Source organism: Collinsella sp. HCP3S3_E11, assembly GCF_052067375.1.
Classification (GTDB): domain Bacteria; phylum Actinomycetota; class Coriobacteriia; order Coriobacteriales; family Coriobacteriaceae; genus Collinsella.
In genome coordinates, this window is sequence record NZ_JBQHQI010000001.1 from 449,816 (window position 1) to 463,459 (window position 13,644).

Sequence of the window (13,644 nt, forward strand, 5' to 3'; positions counted from 1 at the left end):
AGCCCAGTAACGGCCGCTACGAAACCATACGGAAACGCACGATGCGCTTTATTGCGCTAAACTGTTTCCACACTGAGTTGTCGGGGTTTCCGTACACACGGGAGCCCCTTTCCTTATCGGCGGGAGGTCCGCATGAGTCTCTCCGAGCTCTGGTCGCTCTATGGCCAGAACTATATCGACGCGCTGCTAGCAACCTGGGGCATGACGCTTGAGTCGTTTGCCATCGCCATGGTGCTGGCCGTCGCTGTCACCGTGATGCGCGTGTCGCCGCTCAAGCCGCTGCGCATTTTTGGCGACCTGTATGTTCAGGTCTTCCGTAACATCCCCGGCATCGCGCTGCTTATCATCGTCGTCTATGCGCTGCCGCCGCTCAAGGTCGTCCTGCCCTACCGCACCTGCGTTATCGTCGCCACGGTCCTTTTGGGCTCGGCCTTTGGTTCCGAGAACTTTATGAGCGGCATCAACACCGTCGGCGTCGGCCAGGTGGAAGCCGCGCGCTCGCTCGGCATGAGCTTCAGCCGTATCCTCGCCAAGATCGTGATTCCGCAGGCGCTGCGCTCGAGCGTGCTGCCCATGACCAACCTCTTTATCGCCGTCATGCTCACCACCGCACTCGGCAGCCAGGTACCGCTTCAACCGCAGGAGCTCACCGGCGTGGTGAGCTACATCAACACGCGCTCGCTCGGCGGCGTCGCCGCGTTCTTTATCTCGGCGCTCGGCTACCTGGGCACGGCCTTTGTGGTGAGCCACGTTGGCAACTACATCGATAAGAAGGTGAGGATCCTCCGATGAGCAAGCACTCCTCTTCTGCGCTCACCATGCGCGATGCGCTCTACGAGGCCCCCGGCCCCAAGATGCGTGCCAAGATTCGCATCGGCACCGCCATCTCGCTTGTTGCCGTCGCCGCGCTCGTCGTCCTCGTATTGCAGCGCTTTTATGTGACCGGTCAGCTTTCGGTCCACTATTGGTATTTCTTTACGCACCTCACCACCTGGAAGTTCCTGCTTGCCGGCTTTGAGGGCACCGTTAAAGTCGCACTCACCGCTGGCGCCATCGCGCTGGTGTTGGGCCTAGCCCTTATGCTCGGCCGCACCAGCGACATTAAGCCGCTGCAGCTGGTCTGCCGCGTGCTCACCGATTTCTTCCGCGGCGTACCGAGCCTGCTGTTCATCTACTTCTTCTTTTTGGTGCTGCCTCAGTACAAAATTGCGCTGCCGTCGTTTTGGATGCTCACGCTCCCCGTCGCGCTCGCTGCAGCCGGCGTGCTGGCCGAGATCTTTCGCGCGGGCGTCAACGCCGTGCCGCGCGGGCAGGTCGAGGCAGCCCAAGCGCTCGGTCTCTCCAAAGCTAAAATCACCTTTAAAATCGTGCTGCCGCAGGCGATTCGGTTTATCATTCCCTCGTTGATTTCGCAGCTTGTGGTCGTAGTCAAAGACACCACCGTCGCTTACGTGGTGAGCTACCCCGACCTCATGCAAAATGCCCGCGTGCTCATTACCAACTACGACGCCCTCGTGTCGGTCTACCTGGTAATCGCGGTCATCTACATCCTCATCAACGTCGCGATCAACAAGGCCGCTGTCTACGTTTCGCACAAGACCGGCGCGACCATCATCCGCTAACGCTTTACCATTTCCAGTCATAAGGAGCCGAGCACCATGGCACAGAGCACCTCTTCCACCGGCAATCAGCCGCTGATCGAGCTCAAGCACGTCGATAAGCACTATGGCGATCTGCACGTCCTCAACGACATCAATCTCTCGGTCGACCGCGGCGAGGTCGTCGTCGTGATCGGCCCCTCGGGCTCGGGCAAGTCGACCATGTGCCGAACCATCAACCGCTTGGAAACCATCGACTCGGGCGAGATCCTCATCGAAGGCGAGCCCCTGCCGCAGGAAGGCAAGGACCTTGCCCGTATGCGTGCCGAGCTGGGCATGGTGTTTCAGCAGTTCAACCTGTTCGCACATATGACCGTGCTGCAGAACGTCATGCTGGGACCGGTCGACGTGCTGGGCGTCTCCAAGGACGAGGCCCGCGAGCGCGCCATGGACCTGCTGGGCCGCGTGGGCGTTGCCGAACAGGCCGATAAGGTGCCCGCACAGCTCTCGGGCGGCCAGCAGCAGCGCGTAGCCATCGCCCGCTCGCTTGCCATGCAACCCAAGGCCATGCTTTTTGACGAGCCCACGAGCGCCCTTGACCCCGAGATGATCAACGAGGTGCTCGAGGTCATGGTCCGTCTGGCCCAGCAGGGCATGACGATGATCGTCATTACGCACGAGATGAACTTTGCCCGCCGCGTGGCCGACCGCGTCGTGTTTATGGCCGACGGCCAAATCGTGGAAACCGGCACGCCCGACGAGTTCTTCGACCACCCCCAGACCAAGCGCGCCCAGGACTTCCTCAACTCCATCAAGGGCCACTAACCAGCAACCCCGTGGGACAAATCCATTGAAAGTGTTGTCCCACGTCTCTCATGCGCCCTGTCACCTTCAGATTCGAAAGCAGCACCCATGATCGGAACACGTACTTCCTCGTCCTATACCCCGCACGTCGACGTTGCCCCCGCCGACCGCCCGCTCATCCTGGTGGCGCCGCGCTGGGAAGAGGCAAAGCCGTTTTTAAGCGAGACGCTCTCCCCCAACGAGGAAATCGCCAGTGTCTTTGTCGATGCCATCCTTGCCGCTGGCGGCCTGCCGCTGCAGATGTCCATCACCGAGGACATTGATGTCATCCGTCATTACGTCGATATCGCCGACGGCATCGCCATTCCCGGCGGCCCCGATGTCAATCCCAAACGTTGGGGCGATGATCGACCCTACGACCCCACCCTCTGCTGCGAGATCCGCGATAGCTTTGAGTTTAAGCTGGTCGACGAGGTGCTCCGCGCCAAAAAGCCGCTCTTTACCACCTGCCGCGGCACGCAGCTGCTCAATGTCGCCACTGGCGGCACCCTGTGCATGGACGTACCGAGCCTGGGCGCTCGCGAGGGGCGCACGCAGTGGCGCCATACCCACGTGCTCAACGACCCTGTGCATCCCGTCGAGGTCGTGCCGGGCTCGCTTCTGGAGCGCGCGGTTGGCGGGCACAGGCTGATCCAGACCAACTCCGCACACCACTGCTGCGTCGAGCGTCTGGGTAAGAGCACGCGCTTGGTCGCCAAGGCAACCGACGGCGTTCCCGAGTGCATCGAGGTCGAAGGCCAGCCTTTCTGCCTGGGTGTGCAATGGCATCCCGAGTACACCTGGCAGACGCTCGAGACCGACTTTAACCTATGGAAGTCGTTTGTCGAGGCGGCGGCCAAGGTAAAGCAGGCCCGCTAGTTCGCGAACCGCACAACAGATAAGGACGCCCCGCCGGCCACATGGTCCGACGGGGCGTCCCTTTGCCTAGCTAAACCGAAGGGAACGCGACAACGTCCGCAGGGCGCTCCAGCGTCTCGGCAATACGATCGCGCACTTCGAGCAGACACTCGATAAGCAGCGGATTGAAAGCGCCGCACTCACCGTCCAGAATCATCCGAATCGCCTCTTCTTGCGAAATGGCGTCCTTGTACACACGCACGCTCGTCAACGCATCGTACACATCGGCCACCGAGACCACCTGAGCGGCAATGGGGATATCGTCGCCCTTAAGACCGTCAGGATAGCCCGTACCATCCCAACGTTCATGATGCCAGCGGGCGATTTGGTACGCATAGTCCAAAAGGGCACTTCCTTCATGGTTTCTGCCCAGATTGCGCAGCATGTCGGCGCCAATGGTAGTATGCGTCTTCATTATTTCAAACTCTTCGGGCGTCAGACGTCCGGGCTTGTTGAGAATCGCATCGTCGATCGACATCTTGCCGATATCGTGCAGCGCCGACGCCAACGCAATCGAAGAACGCTCCTCGTTGCCAAGAGAGTACTTGTCGCTCCGTCGCGCCAAGTCGCCAAGCAGCAGCTCAGTCAACTTCTCGATATGCGTGACATGCCTGCCGCTTTCGCCATTACGGACTTCCATGACGCTCGCCATGATGTCGACGAGTATACGGCTGTTATTGACGCGCGCATTGTACTGCTGCGACAGCAGACTCGTCAGACGACGCTGTTTGGTATACAGTCGAATAATATTGTTGACGCGACGACGCACAATGCGGTCATCGAACGGGCGACTGATATAGTCCGAGGCGCCCAAATCGTAAGCACGTAACACCACGTCGTCGGTATCTTCGCTCGAGATCATAATAACAGGTAGGCTATCGAGGGCTGCCTGACGCGAAAGCTCGGCCAGCACCTCACAGCCGCTCATGTCCGACATGACAATATCGAGCAGCACGAGGGACAGGTCGCCACCATAACGGTCAACCGCATCGAGCGTGGCGCGACCGCTATCGGCTTCTAGAATGCGATAGTCGTCCTTGAGCATCTCACCGAGGATGGACCGGCTCACTTTGGAATCGTCGGCAATCAGCACCAGGGGCTTTTGGCTTTGGAAGGCCTCGATGGAATCGGCATCGGTCACGACCGTACCGGCTTTTGTCTTAGCGTGGCTCAGTAACTGGACAGCGCGGCCAACGCCCTCATCGACTGTCTCGCCATGAATGCGAACGCCACCAACACATGCCGTCAAGCTCACGTACTCATGGCCCGGAATAATCGTGGCATGAACGGCATCGGATACCTGATGCAGGCGACGGGTGAAGTCATCGGAGGGAATATTGGGCATGACGACCACAAACTTGTCGCAGCCATAGCGCACAAGCTCGTCAGTCGAACGGATTCCGCTGCGTATGGCTGTCGCCACAGCACCGAGCGCAAGGTCGCCGGCATGACGGCCACACGTATCATTGACGACCCTAAAATCATCAAGGTCGATCATCGCAACGCCGGCATTCATGCGGGCGCTACGGAGCTTTTCCTCGTAATATCGGCGATTGCGCACGCCCGTCAGCACGTCGGTGTAGACAAGGTCCTCTTCTGTGGCCTCTTGCTCATCAATCGGACGCACCATCAGCAAGACGTGAGGCTCACCCTCGACCTTTAGAGGGCGCAGACGGGCGCGGTACTCAACACCATCGTTGAGCAGTTGCTCCGACACCTCACCCGAATCTGCCAAGGCCTCAAGACTCGACTGACGCAGACAAGGGCAGCGATCGCCGGCGAGCAAGCAGTTAGGCTCGCTCTTAATCTGATCGGCCGACAGCAAACGCACCACGGGGTAGGTCTTCGCGACGCGGGCGACCTCAGCGGCAGCCTCCTCGTCGGTTAGATTGGCCTCGTGACTATTGAGCATATGGGGCCCTTTCGATAGTTTCGCATGGTAGCGATGGGTTCCAAATGTTACAAGGGTAACACCTTGCCGATGCAGGTAAGCACGTGAATGCTGTTACATTTTTATGAGTTGGCAGGCGACGCGATTGAAGCCGCAGACGTGAGGTTTTGAGCACATTTGTTAACACGGCCGAAACGTTTGCGGGTGAAGGCTGTTTCGGCTATTGCAAGCGCTAGAGCCTCAGGATGCCACGAACAGTCTGGGCAGCCGCTGCCGGGCGATCGCGCAGGCCGTTGTGCGCGCCGGGAACCATTACGAGTGGACAGTCCAAAAGCTCAGCCGCCATCCTCGTGCCCGCCTCGCGGGGCGTGCCAATCGAGAGTTCACCCAAGAGCACGGCGGCCACCGTTTTCGACGCGCGAACGCTATCCCAATCGGGAACGCAGGTCATAGTAATCCCGTATTCGTTTGCCATGAAACTGCGGCCGTTGCGCAGGGCATGCTTGGCTTCTGCCTCGGTTAACTTGGGGGCCTCAGGGTCCGAATCGCCGATGGCGCCAAGGAAGGCCCGTAACGCCCTGGAGACCTTTCCCGCAGCGATCATCTCGAGCAAAACCGGGGCCGCGCCCAGGCCGGCGCCCTCATCCGTCACGGCAGGTTCATGCAGAATCGCACGCGAGATTATGGCGGGGTTTGCACGGAGAAGCTCCAGGGCCACCAGCGTACCGGCACTGTGCGCGAGGACATTTGCCGGGGCGCCGGCATGTTGGATAACAGCTCGCAGGTCGGCAGCCTGAACTGCCAGATCGTAGCGTCCGTCTGCCGCATCGTCGCTCTCGCCGCAACCACGGCGGTCATAGGCAATGACGCGATAGCCACAGGCGAGCTCGCGGGCGATGCCGTCAAAAAATGTGCCGTCGACGCACGCACCGTGCACGCACACCAAGGCGGGCGCATCGGACGATACATCCGGGCCGGCATACTCGCGGCAGGCAATCGTGGTGCCCGCATTTTCGACCGTAAAATCCATGTTGTGATCCTATCGTAAACGCCATCAGGCCGCACCGAGGTACGACTTGGACAGTCTGGCGCCATATTGCGCATACTTAAATGCGTTTACTGTACCCGACTCGCACCCTTTCATGACAGGGTTCCGAAAACTCACCAGGCTGCACAGTTTCGGCTTAGACAACAGTGTCCAGACCCGCGATTGGCACGGGGGCCAATGCTATGCTTAAGTGCAACTGTCCCGAGGAGCATATGCCTATGTCTACGTTTTTGAATGCCAGCCCCATCTTTGGGCCCGTCCGCAGCCGACGCCTTGGACTCTCGCTCGGCGTCAACATGATGCCTGCCAGCGGCAAGATTTGCACCTTTGACTGCATTTACTGCGAAAACGGACTCAACGCCGAACGCCCCTGCCACGAGCCACACAACACGGCTGCCGTGGTGCTCGACGCACTCGAAGCCAAACTACGCGAGATGATAGTCGAGGGTGAGCTGCCCGATGTAATCACGTTTGCCGGCAACGGCGAGCCCACCGCCGCACCGGAGTTCCCGCAGGCTATCGCCGGCGCTGTCGCGCTTCGCGACCAGTTGGCCCCGAACACCAAGATTGCCGTGCTTTCCAACGGCACGCGCGCCGACCGTCCCCAGGTGCATGATGCGCTCATGATGGTCGACGACAACATTCTTAAGCTCGATACCGTCGACCCGGCGTTTATCCAGCTGCTCGACCAGCCTGTTGGCCCCTACGACGTCGAGCACCAGATCGAGACGTTCGCGAGCTTTGAGGGCCACGTTATTATCCAGACGCTATTCCTAACCGGCGAGTACCAAGGCAAGTCTATTGACAACACGGGCGACGAATACGTCGGCCCTTGGCTTGCGGCGCTCGAGCGCATTCGTCCGCAGGAGGCGACCATCTACACGGTGGCGCGCGAGACACCAGTCGCCGGCCTTGCTAAAGTGGCTCCCGAGGCACTCGACGCCATTGCCGCGCGCGTCCAAGCCCTCGGCATCCCCTGCCAGGTGAGTTACTAGCACCCGTCTGCCCAAGAGCAGCTAATTTGGGACGGGGCTTTTTTGACTGCTTTTGGGAGCGATATGGGCGGCGCAAGGCCGCGCGGACAAAAGCAGTCAAAAAAGCCCCGTCCCAAATTAGCTGCTCTGCGGGTGGGCTATACTAGCCTCGGATGAAAGGAAGTTAGCCATGTTTGACAATGGACCCGTGCCTGGCCGCAACGACGCTTGCTGGTGCGGCAGCGGCAAAAAATACAAGAAATGTCACAGCTCCTTTGATGAGCGCCTCGAGCGCCTGTGGGAAGAGGGCTGGAACGTCCTGCCCCGCACGCTCTATAAGACGCCTGCCGATATCGAGGGCATCAAGCGCTCGGCCGCCATCAACGTGGGCGTGCTCGATTATGTGGGTGAGCATATCACCGCGGGCATGACCACCAACCAGATCGACCAGATGATCTACGACTACACCGTCGAGCATGGTGGAACGCCGGCCGACCTCAACTACGAGGGCTACCCCAAGAGCGTGTGTACCTCGATCAATGACGTAGTCTGCCACGGCATTCCCTGCGATACGGACGTACTGCACGAGGGCGACATCATCAACGTGGACTGCTCAACGATCTTAGACGGCTATTTTAGCGACTCGAGCCGCATGTTCTGCATCGGCAAGGTCTCGGCCGAGCGCCAGCGCTTGGTCGACGTCACCCGCGCCAGCGTGGAGGCGGGTCTGGCAGCCGTCAAGCCATGGCTGCCGCTCTCCGTGATGGCCGAGGCCGTACAAAAGACGGTCGAGGACGCCGGCTTTAGCGTGGTGCGCGAGTACGGTGGCCACGGCATTGGCAAGGAGTTCCACGAGGACCCGTTTGTGGGCTTTACCACCGAGGCGCCCGACGTGGACACTATCATGGTTCCGGGCATGGTCTTTACTATCGAGCCCATGGTCAACGCCGGAGCACCCGACATTAAGATTAGCAAGGGCGATGGGTGGTGCGTGCGCACCAAGGACGGCAGCGACTCGGCCCAGTGCGAGGTACAGCTCGTGGTGACCGAGGACGGCTACGAGCTGCTGAGCTGGTAGCCGTAGATGCGCCGGATGCTGACGGGCACGTTCGTCTTGCATCTGGCGTTTTATTTGAACGTTTTGCCAGATAAAACCTGCCAAAATAAACCTGTCCCTTTTTGGCAGGTTGAGCGGAGAGGAATGCTTGTGAACATCCTGGTTTTGCTGCCCGTCAACGACCGCCATCGTGCAATTCTTGAGTCGAGCGCTCCGGGCGAGGATTTTATCTACACGAGCGCCGGCGATATCACGCGCGAACAGGTCGCCGATGCCGACGTGATCCTGGGCAACATCGACCCTGAAATGCTCACGGCATGCGACCATCTCCAACTGTTGCAATTGCAGACCGCCGGCTATGACGACTACCTTGCCGCCGGCACCGTGCCGGCTGAAGCCAAGCTGTCTTGCTCGATCGGCGCCTACGGTCAGGCCGTGAGCGAGCACATGTTTGCCATGGTCCTTTCCATGATGAAGCGCCTGCCCGGCTATCACGACTTGCAGCGCGAGCATCGCTGGGAGGATTTGGGGCCGGTCACCTCGCTCAAAAACGCCAACGTGCTGGTGCTGGGCGCAGGCGATATCGGCGGCCACTTTGCCACGCTCTGCCGCAGCATGGGTGCGCATGTCCGCGGCATCAAGCGCCATCCGCTCGTCTACCCCATTGTGTTTGAGGACATGGACGGCATGGATGCCCTGTCTGAGCGCCTGGCAGAGGCCGACATCGTCGCATCCTTTATGCCCAGCACGCCCGAGACCCGCGGTCTGGCGAACGCCGAGTTCTTCGCCGCGATGAAACCGGGCGCGTTCTTTGCCAACGGCGGCCGCGGCGATCTTGTGGTCGCCGACGACCTGGTTGCCGCTCTGGAATCGGGACATCTCGCCGGCGCCGCGGTCGACGTCACCGATCCCGAGCCGCTGCCCGCCACAAGCCCGCTGTGGGATGCACCCAACATGCTCATCACGCCGCATGTCTCGGGCTGGTTCCACCTGGCCGCCACGCTCAATAACGTGGTCGACATCGCCGCGGAGAATCTGCGTCACCTGCTGGCCGGCGAAACTTTACGTTGTTGGATTGAGCATTAGATTGTTCCGGCGTTTTACCAAACGCCGGAACCCCTCGACGCTGCGAGCCCGCCGTTTGGCCAATCTGCCGTTCAATTTCAAAGGCGCGACCAGAAGGTCAGCGCCTTTTCATTTCACGGCACCTTGGCTCAGACGGCGGGCTCACGCTGACTTTTGCTCTACCTGCGGCGGTTTCGCTGGCGTCGGCTTCATCTGCAAGCCTTAGCAGCTCCGTCTTACCGTTGACATTGCGGCATTTGCCCAGATAGAACCTGCCAAAATAAACCCGTCCTTTTTTTGGCAGGTTTTAGAGCTCCACACTTTCGGCACCGTTGATGTTTAGGTCGCGCTCGTAGAAAGCCGTGAGGGCACGAATCGCGTACATCACGTCGCGCACGCCACCGGTCTCGTAGCTCGAGTGCATGGCCAGCTGCGGCAGACCCACGTCCACGGCGTGCATGCTCGCCTGCATATTGGACAGATTGCCGAGCGTGGAGCCACCCGCCATATCGCTCTTGTTGGCAAAGGCTTGCGTGGGCACGTCTGCGTCATCGCAGATGGCCTGGAACACTGCGCGGCTAAAGGCATCGGTGCAGTAGTGCTGGTTGGCGGCTTCCTTGATGACGATACCGCCGTTGAGCACGACCTGGTTGTGAGCATCGCACTTCTCGGCGTGGTTGGGATGCACGGCGTGCGCGTTGTCGCAGCTCACGAGCATCGAGGCGGCAAGCGCACGGTGGTACGACTCGTCATCAAAGCCCAGCGACCCGTTAATGCGACGCAACGCATCGGCCAAGAACGTCGACATGGCGCCCTGCTTGGTCTCGGAGCCAACCTCCTCGTTGTCGAAGCAGCAAAAGACCGAGATGTCATGCGCATTCTCGGCGCCCAAAAATGCCTGCAGCGAGGTGTAGGCGCAGGCTAGGTCGTCGAGCTTGGGCGTCGAGATAAACTCGTCGGCCCAGCCCCAAATGCGCGCGTCCTGACGATTGACCAGGAACAGATCGCGGCCCAAAATCTGTTCGGGCTCGACGTCCAGTTCGTCGGCGATCAGAGCATCAAAGTCGCCCTGCTTAAGCTCACCGGCGCTGATGAGCGGGCACAAGTCGACGGCGCGGTTGGGTGCAAAGCCCTCATTGACGCCGCGGTTCATATGGATAGCAAGGCTCGGAATGATAGCGACCTCGCGCTCGGTGGCAAGCAGGCGGCTCTCAATACGGTCGCCCTCGCGCACCAGCACGCGTCCAGCCAGCGCCAACGGGCGATCGAACCAGGTGTAGTCGATCATGCCGCCGTAGGCCTCGGTGTTCAGGCGCAGCGTCTCGCCCGCGCCGTCAAGCTCGGGCACGGCCTTGACCTTAAACGTCGGAGAATCGCTGTGCGACGCCGTGAGCTGAAAATGATAGTCGCCGGCAACGCCGTCCTCGCCCCACGTCGCGGCCAGGTCCTCGCCCACCTTAAAGGCGATAACGCTCGAGGTGTTGCGCTGCGTGTAATAACGCCCGCCCGGCTCGATGTCCCACGCCGCATTCTCGGGCAGGTAGGTAAAGCCCGCCTCGTCGAGCTCGGCCATAATGGTCGCCGCCGTATGGAACATGCTGGGGCACGCCTCGATAAAGTCGATAAGGTCGTTGGCGGCCTCGATATCGTCGGCCGTCACATGCGCGCGTTCGGGCGTTTCCTGATCCGTCATGCTCTCCCCTTTCGCTGGGTTGATGGTCCCCTCCAGCATACCCCGCCACGCCAGCGCCGCACTCTTCATTCCATGTTTAATCCCGTGCCACTCACCAGGTTGAGCCATCATGCTTGCGCTCCTTTTGCGATAATTACGCTAACAGGACGAGAGGAGCCGTCATGAAGCCACGTAACATTGCCATCGCCTGCGGTGTCGCGGGAGTCGCCGTCGGCCTTGCCGCTGCCACCGGTATCGTTTACCGCAAGCAAATCAAGTCCGCCGCGTCGCTCAAACGCTTGACCGGCTACGCGGATGGCTATGACCTGTACGCAATCGACATCGCCTACGACTACGATCTTGATCGCATCATCGCCGCTGGCGTGCGCGACGACCAGGCCTACATCGATGCCGTGGTGGCGCAGGTGCTGCCCGGTGTGCCGGCACATGTCCAGGCTCCCCAGTTTGCCTGCAGCGCTTTTGTCGCCGTAGATGCCGAAGGCCGCGTGCGCACCGGTCGCAATTACGACTTTAAGGACGACACCTCGGCGCTGCTGGTGCGCAATCACCCACGCGGCGGCTATGCCTCCATCGGGTTTGCTGCCCTTAACAACCTGGGCGATAACACTCCGCTTGACTCCGTCGCCGGACGCGCCGCCGCACTCATGGGTCCGTTTGCCCAGCTCGACGGTGTTAACGAATGCGGCGTTTCCGTTGCCGTACTCACCCTTGATTCCAAGCCCTGTGACCAGGACACGCAACGCCCTGTCATCAATACCTCGCTCGCCATCCGTCTGGTGCTCGACCGTGCCGCCACCACGCAAGAAGCTGTCGACCTGCTTTCCGCCTACGACATGCACGCCATGGCAGGACGCGATTATCACTTCTTTATCAACGACGCCACCGGTGACGCGCGCGTAGTAGAGTGGGATCCGCACGATCCGGACCGCGCTTTCAAAGCGACTCCTGTACGCCAGGTTACGAACTTCTACCCCTGCTATGGCGACGAAGTGCTGCCCAACCAAAAGAACGGCGAGCTGGGCCATGGTAAAGAGCGCGCCGTCGCAATTGCCGATGTCCTTGACGCCCATGTCGGTGCCCAGGACGAAACGATTGCCTGGGAAGCCCTGCGCGCCGCAGCGCAAGAGCCCAAACAGGGAGACATCACCAGCAATACGCAATGGTCGGTCGTCTTTGACAATACCGAACCCGCCGCCGCTATTACGCTGCGCCGCCACTGGGGCGACGTCGACGCCTTCGCACTGTAAGGAGCCAGGCCCGTCGACCTTACGCTCGCCTGACGTTGTTTACATTTCTATACGCTTGAGCTAACACGTTTTACCCCCGTATCAACAGTGTGCGGGGGTAAACTTATGCGCATGTTATAACTTGCCCGGAAGGATTCATCATGCTTAGGATCGGTCTTCTTACCAGTGGCGGCGACTGTCAGGCGCTCAACGCCACCATGCGCGGCATCGTCAAAACGCTTATGACCAATAGCGAAGAACCTATCGAGATCTATGGTTTTGAGGACGGCTACCAGGGCCTTATCTACAGCAGGTTCCGCGTCATGACGCCCGCCGATTTTAGCGGCATCCTCACCCGCGGCGGCACCATTTTGGGCACGAGCCGCACGCCGTTCAAGCGCCTGGACATTCCCGAGGCCGACGGTGTCGAGAAGGTGCCCGCGATGGTCCACACCTATCACAAGCTGCAACTCGACTGCCTGTTTATGCTGGGCGGCAACGGCTCCACCAAGACCGCCAACCGCCTGCGCGAAGAGGGCCTCAACGTTATCGCTCTGCCCAAGACCATCGATAACGACACCTGGGGCACCGAAATGACGTTTGGCTTTACGAGCGCCATCGACGTCGCCACCAAGTGTATCGACGACATCCACACCACCGCCTCGAGTCACGGCCGCGTGTTCGTTATCGAGATCATGGGCCACAAGGTTGGCTGGATCCCGCTGTACGCCGGCGTCGCGGGCGGCGCGGACGTCATCCTGATTCCCGAGATTCCCTACGACATGGGTAACGTCATCAAGACCATCGAGCATCGCATGGAGACCGGCAGCCGCTTTACGATCGTGGCCGTCGCCGAGGGCGCTATCTCCAAGGAGGACGCGGCGCTGCCCAAGAAGGAGTACAAGAAGAAGCTCGCCGAGCGCACGAGTCCGTCGATTGTCTACGACATTGCCAAGGAAATCGAGGCCAAGACCGGTCGCGAGACCCGCGTCGCCATCCCCGGCCACACGCAGCGCGGCGGTCAGCCCGACGCCCAGGACCGCATCTTTGCGACCCAGTGCGGCGTTGAGGCGGCACTGGGCTGCCTACGCGGCGAGTTTGGCTACATGATTGCCCTGCGTGACGGCAAGATGTGCCACATGCCGCTCGAGGAGGTCGCCGGCAAGCTCAAGTTTGTCGATCCCCAGAGCGACCTGGTACGCGAGGCCAAGGCGCTGGGCATCAGCTTCGGCGACGAATAGCCTCGGCCGAAATCCATCCCATCGGGCCCTCCGACCCCGCCCGACGTATTTCGATTTGGCTCCTCCCTTGACTCCGTCAAAGGTCGCCAA

The 13,644-nt window shown here is 60.5% G+C and carries 12 protein-coding genes; 9 read left to right on the forward strand and 3 right to left on the reverse strand.

All coding sequences use genetic code 11. The features are described from left to right. The first annotated feature begins 132 nt into the window (after nt 1-132). From ACTM86_RS01885 to ACTM86_RS01900, 4 genes are all read left to right on the forward strand, one after another. Nucleotides 133-792 (forward strand): amino acid ABC transporter permease, encoded by a 660-nt coding sequence (locus tag ACTM86_RS01885; protein WP_441015196.1) that lies wholly within the window; start codon nt 133-135, stop codon nt 790-792. After that, nucleotides 789-1,622 carry an amino acid ABC transporter permease gene (locus ACTM86_RS01890; RefSeq protein WP_195543997.1) on the forward strand — a complete coding sequence of 278 codons (834 nt, stop codon included), beginning with the start codon at nt 789-791 and terminating at the stop codon, nt 1,620-1,622. Before ACTM86_RS01885 ends, ACTM86_RS01890 begins: the two co-directional genes overlap by 4 nt. A 36-nt stretch (nt 1,623-1,658) precedes the next feature. Then, nucleotides 1,659-2,423 (forward strand): amino acid ABC transporter ATP-binding protein, encoded by a 765-nt coding sequence (locus ACTM86_RS01895; protein WP_117840240.1) that lies wholly within the window; start codon nt 1,659-1,661, stop codon nt 2,421-2,423. 87 nt (nt 2,424-2,510) lie between these two features. After that, entirely contained in the window at nt 2,511-3,320 is an 810-nt protein-coding gene (locus ACTM86_RS01900) for a gamma-glutamyl-gamma-aminobutyrate hydrolase family protein (protein WP_427728070.1), read from the forward strand. Between the two features lie 70 nt (nt 3,321-3,390). Here the strand turns inward: ACTM86_RS01900 and ACTM86_RS01905 are convergent, their stop codons facing one another. Both ACTM86_RS01905 and ACTM86_RS01910 read right to left on the reverse strand, forming a co-directional pair. Further along, nucleotides 3,391-5,271, reverse strand: coding sequence for a diguanylate cyclase (locus tag ACTM86_RS01905; RefSeq protein WP_441015197.1), 1,881 nt, complete (start codon nt 5,269-5,271; stop codon nt 3,391-3,393). Nucleotides 5,272-5,482: 211 nt separating this feature from the next. After that, the gene (locus ACTM86_RS01910) at nt 5,483-6,280 is read right to left on the reverse strand and encodes an alpha/beta fold hydrolase (protein WP_441015199.1); all 798 of its coding nucleotides are present in this window, start codon (nt 6,278-6,280) and stop codon (nt 5,483-5,485) included. A 236-nt stretch (nt 6,281-6,516) separates the two neighbouring features. Between ACTM86_RS01910 and ACTM86_RS01915 the strand changes: the two genes are divergently transcribed. The 3 genes from ACTM86_RS01915 to ACTM86_RS01925 all read left to right on the forward strand — a co-directional run bounded on the left by ACTM86_RS01915 (nt 6,517) and on the right by ACTM86_RS01925 (nt 9,415). After that, nucleotides 6,517-7,293, forward strand: a complete 777-nt coding sequence (locus ACTM86_RS01915; RefSeq protein WP_441015200.1) for a radical SAM protein — start codon at nt 6,517-6,519, stop codon at nt 7,291-7,293. 169 nt (nt 7,294-7,462) lie between these two features. After that, a complete protein-coding gene (map, locus tag ACTM86_RS01920) occupies nt 7,463-8,350 on the forward strand; it encodes a type I methionyl aminopeptidase (RefSeq protein WP_441015202.1) in 888 nt (295 codons plus the stop codon). 123 nt (nt 8,351-8,473) lie between these two features. Next, entirely contained in the window at nt 8,474-9,415 is a 942-nt protein-coding gene (locus tag ACTM86_RS01925) for a D-2-hydroxyacid dehydrogenase (protein WP_441015204.1), read from the forward strand. Between the two features lie 286 nt (nt 9,416-9,701). On the opposite strand, the gene ACTM86_RS01930 is transcribed toward ACTM86_RS01925, so the two are convergent. Continuing rightward, nucleotides 9,702-11,087: a M18 family aminopeptidase gene (locus ACTM86_RS01930; RefSeq protein ID WP_427793650.1), complete on the reverse strand. Its 1,386-nt coding sequence runs from the start codon at nt 11,085-11,087 to the stop codon at nt 9,702-9,704. Between the two features lie 161 nt (nt 11,088-11,248). On the opposite strand from ACTM86_RS01930, the gene ACTM86_RS01935 reads away from it, so the two are divergent. Both ACTM86_RS01935 and ACTM86_RS01940 read left to right on the forward strand, forming a co-directional pair. Then, nucleotides 11,249-12,334: a carcinine hydrolase/isopenicillin-N N-acyltransferase family protein gene (locus ACTM86_RS01935; RefSeq protein ID WP_441015206.1), complete on the forward strand. Its 1,086-nt coding sequence runs from the start codon at nt 11,249-11,251 to the stop codon at nt 12,332-12,334. A 140-nt stretch (nt 12,335-12,474) separates the two neighbouring features. Next, nucleotides 12,475-13,554: a 6-phosphofructokinase gene (locus ACTM86_RS01940; protein ID WP_154514896.1), complete on the forward strand. Its 1,080-nt coding sequence runs from the start codon at nt 12,475-12,477 to the stop codon at nt 13,552-13,554. The last annotated feature ends 90 nt before the right edge of the window (nt 13,555-13,644 follow it).